This window comes from Kitasatospora sp. NPDC024654 (genome assembly GCF_055559155.1).
On record NZ_JBVHLF010000074.1, the window covers coordinates 26,240 to 36,214 of the forward strand.

General features: G+C 69.8%; 6 protein-coding genes and 1 pseudogene. 4 read left to right on the forward strand and 3 right to left on the reverse strand.

Annotated elements, in window-relative coordinates:
- Positions 1-306 precede the first annotated feature (306 nt).
- Positions 307-807, forward strand: a complete 501-nt coding sequence (locus tag ACZ38L_RS30740; protein ID WP_465699393.1) for an IPT/TIG domain-containing protein — start codon at positions 307-309, stop codon at positions 805-807.
- Between the two features lie 1,457 nt (positions 808-2,264).
- Here ACZ38L_RS30740 and ACZ38L_RS30745 read toward each other — a convergent pair.
- Both ACZ38L_RS30745 and ACZ38L_RS30750 read right to left on the reverse strand, forming a co-directional pair.
- Positions 2,265-3,326: a choice-of-anchor P family protein gene (locus ACZ38L_RS30745; RefSeq protein WP_465699407.1), complete on the reverse strand. Its 1,062-nt coding sequence runs from the start codon at positions 3,324-3,326 to the stop codon at positions 2,265-2,267.
- A gap of 590 nt (positions 3,327-3,916) precedes the next feature.
- Positions 3,917-4,660 (reverse strand): IPT/TIG domain-containing protein, encoded by a 744-nt coding sequence (locus tag ACZ38L_RS30750; RefSeq protein ID WP_465699395.1) that lies wholly within the window; start codon positions 4,658-4,660, stop codon positions 3,917-3,919.
- 1,564 nt (positions 4,661-6,224) lie between these two features.
- Between ACZ38L_RS30750 and ACZ38L_RS30755 the strand changes: the two genes are divergently transcribed.
- A complete protein-coding gene (locus ACZ38L_RS30755; protein WP_465699397.1) occupies positions 6,225-6,848 on the forward strand; it encodes an HAD family acid phosphatase in 624 nt (207 codons plus the stop codon).
- Between the two features lie 220 nt (positions 6,849-7,068).
- On the opposite strand, the gene ACZ38L_RS30760 is transcribed toward ACZ38L_RS30755, so the two are convergent.
- Positions 7,069-7,530 carry a hypothetical protein gene (locus ACZ38L_RS30760; protein ID WP_465699399.1) on the reverse strand — a complete coding sequence of 154 codons (462 nt, stop codon included), beginning with the start codon at positions 7,528-7,530 and terminating at the stop codon, positions 7,069-7,071.
- A 714-nt stretch (positions 7,531-8,244) separates the two neighbouring features.
- On the opposite strand from ACZ38L_RS30760, the gene ACZ38L_RS30765 reads away from it, so the two are divergent.
- Positions 8,245-8,880 carry a choice-of-anchor C family protein gene (locus ACZ38L_RS30765; protein WP_465699401.1) on the forward strand — a complete coding sequence of 212 codons (636 nt, stop codon included), beginning with the start codon at positions 8,245-8,247 and terminating at the stop codon, positions 8,878-8,880.
- A gap of 991 nt (positions 8,881-9,871) precedes the next feature.
- A pseudogene (locus tag ACZ38L_RS30770) lies at positions 9,872-9,975 on the forward strand (helix-turn-helix domain-containing protein); the annotation flags it as partial.

Consider the following 9,975-nt stretch of genomic DNA (forward strand, 5'->3'; position numbering starts at 1 on the left):
GATCCTGGTGAATGTTTTCCGGGCAGGCCCGCTCTCCCTTGCCCGGCGTCCGGAAGATCCCCGGCCGGACGGAATCCGACAGACTGCGTCGAAAGGCTGGCAGGTGTCGCCAGAAATGCGGCTCCGGTCAGTGCGCCCCGGCGTGTTCAAAATACGGTCAGCGCCCTCTTCCCGCTAGCTGACGATCCGTCAGGTGCTGTCCGGCCATTGCTTTCGGAAAGTCCGTGAACCTAGCGTCGAATAAAACGCCAGGGCAAGTCGACCAGAGCGACTCGTCCCTCGTCCTCCATCGGAAAGAGGAAAGCAATGGCACCGATTATCCTCACGCTCATCCCCCCGCAGGGCCCGACGACCGGGGGCAACTCCGTGATCATCGTCGGCACCGGCCTGTCGGGAGCCACGGCGGTGATGTTCGGCACCACGCCGGCGACCAGCTTCACCGTCCTGTTCGACGGCGCCATCACGGCCGTCGCCCCGGCCGGAACGGGCACGGCCCAGGTCACGGTGACCACCCCCGCGGGCACCAGCAACCCCGCCACCTACACCTACCAGGTGGCGTCGGCGCCGGTGATCCTCGCGCTGGTGCCGCCGATCGGCCTGGCGCAGGGCGGCATCCCGGTCCTCATCGCCGGGACCAGCCTGACCGGCACCACGGCGGTGAACTTCGGGGCCACCCCGGCCACCAACTTCACCGTCCTCGGTGACGGAGCCGTCCTGGCCGTCTCCCCGCCCGGAACCGGTACCGTCCAGGTCACGGTGACCACGGGCGCCGGCACCAGTAACGGCGCCTCCTACACCTACCTGTAGGACGGAGGGGGCGTAGGCCCGGGCCGGGGGGACGCGCTCTCCGGAGACGAAGGACCCTCGACGGACAACGCGCCGGGGCCGCCCTTCGGGCGACGAGTGGGCTCCGACAGGACACGGAACTGTCGGAGCCCACCACATGGGCCGATCACGGCCCACGCCTCAGGACATCGGGTCGTGATGGTGTGTGGACGTAGCCGGTCCCGCGTGGGACTGGTGGCGGGGGAGGCGGCTTCGCCGCGCCGCCGTGCCGCTCCTCGGAGCGGATGACGGCGAACAACGCCTGGCACCCCGTCCCGCCGGCGCGGATCGGCGCGCTTCAGCATGAGGACGATCGCCCTGCGCCGCGCCAGGAGCGGCGGCTCCCGCTTCCACCGGAGCCGCCTGGTGTCCGCCGGCCCGCTGGCGCCGTCCATGAGCCGCGGGCCCTCGGCGGTACGCCGTCACTTCCGGACCACGGGCCGCCGACAGCCGTGGCGCTGTCACGCTCACCGTCGCTGACGTCCCCTCCGAGTACGCCGGGTCGATCCGGTGGCCGACCACGGCCCGCGGCGGCATGAGCCATGTCAGGGCCGGCGACCAGCACCGGCCCGTCGCGGGGCAGGACCAGTTCGGCGCCCGTGGGCATCGAATCGGGGCGACCCACCGAGTCGCGATGCCAACCAGCAGACTCCGCAGCGCAAAGATCGCTCGCATAGCGCCTCCTCGGGCCCATGTGAGCCGCCGCACCAGCCGATGTCGGGAACCGACACCGGCTGGTGGATCCAAGTCCTCTACGAGGGCGCCCATCGCGACCAGGGCTCGCCCGCCGCCTTGCCCCAAGAGAGGAGAGGCGGCAGGCAAGCTGGCAGCCACGTTCCCCCGGAGAGGGATGGGCGGCCCGCCGGTTTGGATACAGACAGTAACCCAGAGGAGTGAAACCGCTGACAAGGACTCGGGCCGCCAAGTCACCCATATGGCGGAGCGTCCGACGGCCGCGCCACGGTTCGGGGCGCTCCGGTACCCGGCGTACCCGTGGGTCGCGTCGTGGGCGGGACCACCTCCTTCGGTCGCGAAGTCCTGGCATTCCACGACGCCGTCGGCCGGGTCGGCTCGCCGCTTCGTCCCCGCTGCCCCCGAGGGACGGATCCGGTGGCCGGCGGGTGTCGTGGCCGGTTCGGTGCCCGGTGGCCGGGCCTCGGCGCGGACCGCGACCGCGTGTCAGGTCGCCGTTGCCCGGCCCTTCCACGGGGAGTTGGACAGCCCATGGACGGACCTGACAACACGTGTCGGCGTTCCGCTCCGGGTTCTCGGCACCGGCGGATTCGTCTGACCGTCTGTGCGAAGGACGGTGGTCCGGGAACCGCCGGTTCCCGAACCACCGTTGGGCTGATCAGCCCCTGGTCAGTCGGTGTTCGGTTGCTCCGCCGCCTGCGGGGATGCGGACGGCGGCTGTCCCGTCACTGCCGGGAGCTGTGGATTCAGCCGTGCTCACGGCCCTCGGGGTGGTCGCTCCTGCAGCCGCCGTGGTCGTGGTCGTCGTACGGCGCGCACCCGACGATGACGAGCTTGTTGCCGGTGGCGGTCACCGCGGCGCCGTCGGGGGCGGTGCCGGTGACGGTTCCGATGTCGGTGATCCTGCCTTCCTCGGCGTCGTGGCGGGTGGTGGTGTAGGTGGCCTGGCAGGTCGTGGACTGGCCGGGTGCGAGCTGGTTGGTGCCGCGGCCCGAGACGGTGACGCCGGGGGTGGCGTCGGTCACGACCAGGTTGGTGAGCGGCGCCTGGACGTTGTTGGTGACGGTGTAGGTGTAGTGCACGACCTCGCCGGGGGCCGGGAAGTCGGCGTCGATCGCGGACTTGGTGATGGACAGCGACCGCGCCGGGATGGTCAGCGGCCCGCTGGTGCCGGTCACGGTGGCACCGCCGGGGAGGGTGGCGGTGACGGTCCCGGTGTCCGTGATCTTCCCGGCTGCCACGTCCGCCGCGGTCGCGGTGTAGGTGGCGGTACAGGTCTCGGAGGAACCCGGGATCAGCGGTGCGGTGGAGCAGGCGACCGTCGGCGAGCTGGGTCCGTTGTCGGTGACCGCGACGTTGGTCAGCGGCTGAGTGCCGTTGTTCGTCACGTTGAACGAGTAGTGGAGCGTCTGTCCCGCGACGAACGAACTCTCCGCCGCCGTCTTACTGACCGACGGGGCGGGTGCCGCGCCACCGCACTGGACGTGGCCCACCACGACGTTCGCCGCGTCGGACCGGGGCAGCGGCACCAGGTGCACGGCGTTCATCGTCAGCACCCCGTTGGCGTCCGTGGACTGCTCGTTGAGGGTGAGCTGTCCCAGGTTCGCGAGGTTGATAACGGTGTTGGGGGCCGCATTCGCCTGGAGGGTGACCGCGGGAGGCTGTCGACGGTGGCAGTGCCCGCGGCGATCACCCCGGACCCGGTCGCCCCGCCGGGGGTCGCGTTGCAGGTGGAGTTGACCCCGGTGAGGCCCAGCGAACCGAGGACGCTGAGGTTGACGGAGAGACTCCCCTGTCTGGAACCGCAGGGGAGCCGGTCACGTCGCGACAATCGCTGACGGCAGGAGGGAGGACTCGGCACTGCGGCGGGCCTGGAGACTGACCGTGAGAGCGGTACGGTCATCTTCAGCACCCGAATCGGCGAGCTTCCGTGCAGCCGCCCAAAGGCATCTGGCGCGTCATTCGAGAATCACTTGCGCGGTCTAACCCGGCTTCCAGGTGCTACGCGAATATCCCAGGTAGCGCTGGGTTGCAGCAGTTGGACGACGGTCACCGGCCCGCCGGGACGACGCTGTCACGTCGACGACTCCGCGCCCCGCCGGGGTGACCGGCCGGCTCGTCTCACGGGGCGTCTGCGGGCATGCCGAGGCCCGGCCTTCCCCGCAGGGGCGAACGGTCAGCAGCCTCGCGGCGGAGGCGATAGGCGCCTTCGCGGAGTGGCCCACGCCGTGTCTGCTCGGAGGGGAGCCCCGGCCGGCCTGGAAGGGGAGGCGGACCGGGGCTCGTCGAAGGGGTGTGGTGGGGCCTGCCCGGGCAGGAGAAGGAGGGCGTCCTGCCCGGACAGGCGGTCGGTGTGCCCGGTTTCGGGGACCGGGCTGCCGGTGACCCGGATCGCGGGTCAGATACCGGGGCCGGCGGTGTAGGTGAACCCACCGGTCAGCGTGGCGGAGCCTCCGGTGGTGGTGACCACGATGTCCGCCGCGCCGGCGGTCCCGGGCGGGGTGACGGCGGAGATCTCCGTGTCGGAGATGACGGAGAACGGCGCCGGGGCACCGCCGAAGGTCACCGACTGGGTAGTGGTGAGGTTGGTGCCGGGGATGGTCACCGCGGTGCCGCCGGACGTCGGCCCGGCCGCGGGGACCGGGGTGCCGAGGGTGGGCGCGTTGACGTAGGTGTAGGACAGGCCGTTGTTGGTGCCGCCCGCGGTGGTGACGGTGACACCCACCGGCCCGGCCGCCGTCCCGGCCGGCACCGTGACGGTCAGCTGGCTGTCGCTGACCACGGTCGGGGTCGCGGAGACCGTGCCGAAGTCCACCGCGGTGGCGGTGGACAGGCCGGTGCCGGTGATGGTGACCGTGTTGCCGCCCGCGGTGACACCGGAGACGGGGGACAGGCTGGACTTGAACGGTGCGCCGACGTAGTAGAACGGCAGCGGGTTGCTGGTCCCGCCGGGGGTGGTGACGGTGACGTTGACCGTGCCGCTCCCGGACGGGGAGGTGACGGTGACGGAGGTGGCCGTGTTGGCGGTGATGGTGGCCAGGTTGGAGCCGAAGTGCACGGCCGTGGCGCCACTGAGGTTGGTACCGGTGATGGTGACGACCGTCCCGCCACCGGTGGATCCCTGGTCGGGGGAGATAGGCATGGGATGGACTCCTTCGTTGACTCCTGCGATTGGCGGGTGACGCGCCGGGACCGACCAGCCGTGCTGGCCACCGATGGTCCGGAGCGGTCACCGCCGGGGTCTCCGCCCCGATGGACGGCCGTGGCGTCAGCTACCGCACCGGGCCGCACCGTCAGGCGGAGTGTGGTCGCCCGATGCGATTCCGGCGGCCCCGCGGGCAGTCCGTGTCACCGCACGGCACAGGCTCGCAGGGCCACCCCCCCGGGCGAAGGAGGGGGACGCGGACGCGGATCACGCACAGGATGCGGACAGTTCGCACAGCGACCCCCAGACGGAGTGGCGTGAGCCGCTGCCCCGGACCGCGCCCACCAAGGGCACGGGGCGGTGCTTCATGTCCTCTGCGGGGACCGCCCATTGCGACACCAGGCTGTGCCGTCCCCACGCTCCGGGATGGGTCACCAGGCAGGCCTTGCACAATTCCCCGAGAGGGATGGGCGGCCCACCGGTTCGAATGAGAACCAGTAACCCATCGAGTGATAGTGCCGGCAATAGACTTGACGGTCAGTCACCCGAATGGACGAGCGTGAAAGAAATACAGGAAAACCGTACGCGCCCCGCGCGCGACGGCCGCAAGCCGTCGCCCTCAAGGCACATTGTGACCGACGCCCAGTCAATCATGAAGCCGATGCCGACCGCCGACGCCGCGAATACCTGCGGACCCCGTCCCGCCCCGCCCGCGGCATGGTCCCGAAGCGAGAAGAGGAGTGGATCACCAACACCCACAGGAATGGGCTGGTCAACGGAGATCGACCCGGAGGAGACCGTCATGGGCCCGGGCGCGGTGTGGCGGCCGCGGGACGAGAGTCGCGCAGGAAATGACGGTGGCGGTACGGCCGAGGAATTCCACGGAGCAAGGCCAATGTCCCGGATATATGAGATACCTCGAAATGCGACATTCCCGGGACCGGAGGCCGCGTTGCGTGCGAGCATGGTGCTGGTCCGAATCGGGTGACGTCTTGATCGTCGCGGCGGGAACTCACTGGGCAGAGCATTCCCGGCCGTCATGAACCACGCTCGGAAGAGAGGGTGGCTGATAGGTGCCAAGAAACGGATCGTGATTCTCTTCGCGGCCGTTCTGCTCATTCTCACGTTCCCCGGTCGCGCCGGACACCCCGGCGACCGCCACCTTGCGGGCGCACTCGTCCGCCCGTGTCACGGTCCTCCAACCCGGCGTCGCAGTCCGGGATTCGTCCGGTGACAACCACGGCCCCCGGGTAGCTGCTGGGGCGCGCGGGTGGTCGCTATCGGGCGATGGTCTCCCGCAAGGCGGCATGCTCGGTCAGCAGCGTCGTGATCACGGTGGATGGCCACCTGCACAGCCCGCTCACAGAGGTCGTCGTGTCCGGCTGCTCCTCCCGGCCCGTGCGTCGTCGGCCCCGAGCTGCACGTGATCTTTGCTCACTGGTAACTCGTCATCCGCCCAGGAACATTGACCTTGTGAGAACCTGCGATGCCCCAACAGCCGCGCCACCGATGCAGGTGGGCCGGGCTGCCACTGTCACCATCTCAGGAAGATCCAGAAGAAATGAACCTCTCGGGCAAGGCCGTCGGCGCGGCTCTCATCACCGGTCTGTTGGCCGTCGGCGCGGCGACTCCGGCCGTCGCGGCGCCTGTCCCCGCCCACGTCCGTACGGCGGCGCTACCGGCTGCCGGCACGGGTACGGTGACCCAGTCGCAGTGGCTGGCCGACGTGAGCACCGACATCGCCCCGGCCCGGGTCTACCTCCAGCAGTACGTCGCCCACCCCACGGCCGCCAGACCGGCCATCGTGCTGGACATCGACAACACCAGCTTGGAGACCTACTTCCACCCGATCACCGAGCCCGCCATTCCGCAGGTGCTGGACCTGGTCACCTACGCGCACGACCACGGCATCGCCGTCTTCTTCATCACCGCCCGTCCGGACTTCATCCGGTCGATCACCCTGTTCACCCTGCTCAAGGCGGGCTACCCGGTGGATGGACTCTACGGCCGTGACCTGGGCGATCTGTTTGAACCTGTCCAGGACTTCAAGACCGACATGCGAACCGACATCGAGAACCAGGGCAACACGATCGTCGCCAACATCGGCAACAACGTCACCGACCTGGAAGGCGGACACGCCGAGGCCACCTTCAAACTTCCGGACTACAACGGCCTGCTGGCCTGAGCCGCCGCGGCATCGCGCCGGGGCCCGGCGGGCCGGGCAGGGGCGCCGGACGCAGGACCCTCGATCTTCGCGCCTCGCCGATCCGGAGATGACCTCCTGCGACCAATCGACTGATCACAACCTCACACAGGCCTGGGGTCCGGGCCATGCGGAGTGCCTCCGGGGCGGGGTTCGGCCCGGAGGCACTTCGTCCGTCACCGCGCGGGTGACAGGAACGGAGTCAGCACTTGTTGTTCGTCCCGCTGGCCCAGGCCACGCTGCTGCCCTGGTTGTAGATCACGAAGTTTCCGTCGTCCTGGACGTAGGCGAAAGCGAGGTAGTTGGTGCCGCGCTCGTACCACTCCGGCTGCCAGAACCCGAGGTTGCTGAAGTGCTCCACCACGCTGATGTGGCCGCCGGTGAACTCGATGAACGCCCCGTCGGCGCCGGTGCGAGCCAGGTACGTGTTGGAGGACCAGATCGCACGGCCGCTGTTGTTGCAGTACAGGACCAGGTTTCCGTCGGTCTGCCAGTCGAGGTGCACGGACGCGGACGGCCAGCTGTGCGGCTGATTGGCGTAGAACTTCACGTCGTTGCTGAGGTCGATGTACTTGGGTGTGGCGGAAGCCGACGGCGCGAGTCCGAGCGACATCGCGAACGCCGCCAGAGCGGCGCCCCCTACCGTCGCCGGTCGCGCGAGCACCTTTCGAATCCTGGAGCTGCGCATGCCCATGGTCTGGTTCCTCCCCCGTGCACGCGCGAAGGACCAGTTCCCCCGCGCCGGTCGATTCGGAACCTACTCGCGGCCCGGATCGGCCGCAAGACTCCGGGGCGCCACGAACGGCGGCGAGGGCCAACCCCGCGCCCTGGCAGAGCAGCCTGTCGGCCACTGCGCGAACCATCGGCCGACCAGGAGTGGCGAGGAGCGGGCCCGATCCGCACGCCTCCACGAAGGGGCGCGTACGTCCGACCGGGAGCGGAGGGAGGCGTGGCGCGACGGCGCGCGCCCTGAGCCCCTGGTCACGCGCTGCCGGGAAGTGACGGGCTCACCTCATCGTGGGTTGGTGTGGTCCTGGCCTGTCGGAAGGACTGGGGGATGGCACTCCCGCGTGACTGTATGGGGATTCTGACCAGTACCGCGGTGGCGGCGGCGCCAGTGCTGCGCTCCCGGGGCAACCCGGCGATGTCCCATCCTCCTTGTGCGTACGCGGGACCGAGCACGCGCCCGGAAGGCGTCGGCCGCCACCCTGGCGGTCGAGGTCCCGGCTGGCAGCCCGCCCTCTGAGCGCGGGGCGTACGTCTGCCGCGCATGTGCTTGGTGTACGAGCCGTCCTCACTCGTTCGAGTGATATGGCTGCGGGTGGGCGGTACCTACCGTGTCAGAGGCATATCCCACCGCCGTTTGCCGGGAGGAACCATGATCACCATCCGTCAATGTATGGCCGCCGTTGCCGCGGCCGTCGTGCTGGCCGGTGCCGGCACCGCGGCCGTTGCCGCGCCGCTCCACGACACCCGCACGGCCCAGCTCGCCGCACCCGCCGTGACGCCCAGTCACTTCGACGACGGCAGCTTCGAAACGCCCCGGGTGGCGGCGAACACCTTCCAGGACTTCACGACCGGCCAGTCCATCGGCCCCTGGCAGGTCACCAGCGGCACGGTCGACCTGATCGGCGCCGGCTACTGGCAGGCCGCCGAGGGCGACCAGTCCGTCGACCTCAACGGCACCAACACCGGAGCCGTCGCCCAGACCTTCAGCACCGATTCCGGCAAGTGCTACACGGTCACCTACGCACTCGCCGGGAACCCCGCCGCCCCACCGACCGTCAAGACCGGCAAGGCCCTCATCGACGGACAGGACTTCCAGGACTTCTCCTTCGACGTCGCCGGCAAAACGTTCGCCAGCATGGGCTACGTGTACCGGCAGTTCACCTTCATCGCCACCAACGCCTCCACCACCGTCACCTTCGCCAGCACCACCCTCAACAGCGACGCGGGGCCCGTCATCGACGACGTCCGCATCCAGCCCTGCTGCTCCTGCTCCTCCTGCGGCTGACAGCGGCCAGCCGGCGGGCAACCGCCCGCCGGCCTCAAGCCGGGACCTCTGCCAGGCCACACCGAGGGCCTCCAGCTGCCCGCGCCGCTCCTCGCTGAGCCTGTCCCGTCGGGCGCGCTGGTTGTTCAGCGACGAGCGCCGCCACCATGTCCCGCTGCCCCTGGTCGAGTTCGGGCCAGTGGCCCGCTGCGCCCGTACCCACCGGCCCAGTTGCTCGCCCTCGACCGTGTTCTCCAGTGGCAGGGCGGTCCAGTCGACCGGCCGTCGGTCTCCAGTCACCACTGCCGCGCCGCCGAGTAGGTGCGCGGCCGATGGGCCAGGTGGGGCACCGGCACGGGTCGGTCTCTCCAGCACCCGCCGCCGCCCCGCCGCCAGCGCCCCCAGCGTTGGTGCTGGGAGCGGAGGGAGGTTGTCCGGGTTGGTCCCAGAGGGTGGGGACGATCACCGCCGTGAACGGGACGGTGGCCGTGAGGCGTTCTTCGAGCAGTTCCCGGTGGCGGTCGGACTCGTAGACGGCGCGGGCCTGTCCGGTGTCGGCGAACCGCAGGACGACGGTGTGGGTGCCGCCGGCCCGCACCGTCCCGGAAGGGCAGTTCGGGCTGGAAGCGGGTGAGCGGCTACACCGGTTCGAACCCGAACCGCTGGTTGGATGCACCGTCACAGTCGTACCGGATGATCGGGATGCCGTCCGCCGGGGGCGTTCACGGCAGGTTCATCGAGGGGCGCGCCCGCGACAACGGTCCGGGGTTGTCCGGTCCTTGTCACAGGAGCGCAACAGGGTGATCCGTGCTGGCGCTTGTCGCGTGGAGATAAGTGATCGGCCCTGATGGCCGGTCAGTTTTCGCTCACCGCTCCCTGGGGGAACTCGCCATGAAGGCCACCCGTCTCGCCGTAACCGCTGTCGCTACCGTGTTCGTTGGTCTCGCTCTGGCCGCTTCTGAGGCTTGCAGATGGGGGTGACAGATAGTCAGTTCGGCTCTATGTATGGGAGGTGAGGTATCCCGATGGGGGTGGCCTGACCGCGCGGGAGCGTGCTCAGCGTGAGCGGGTGCGGTTGGAGGCCGGTGAGATGTTCGAGCGGGGTGTGGCCCCGCC

What these genes read in the sequence shown, in the direction of transcription:
- ACZ38L_RS30740 (WP_465699393.1), top strand. Translation starts at nt 307, where the DNA reads ATGGCACCGATTATCCTCACGCTCATCCCCCCGCAGGGCCCGACGACC.
- ACZ38L_RS30750 (WP_465699395.1), bottom strand. Translation starts at nt 4,660, where the DNA reads ATGCCTATCTCCCCCGACCAGGGATCCACCGGTGGCGGGACGGTCGTC.
- ACZ38L_RS30755 (WP_465699397.1), top strand. Translation starts at nt 6,225, where the DNA reads ATGAACCTCTCGGGCAAGGCCGTCGGCGCGGCTCTCATCACCGGTCTG.
- ACZ38L_RS30765 (WP_465699401.1), top strand. Translation starts at nt 8,245, where the DNA reads ATGATCACCATCCGTCAATGTATGGCCGCCGTTGCCGCGGCCGTCGTG.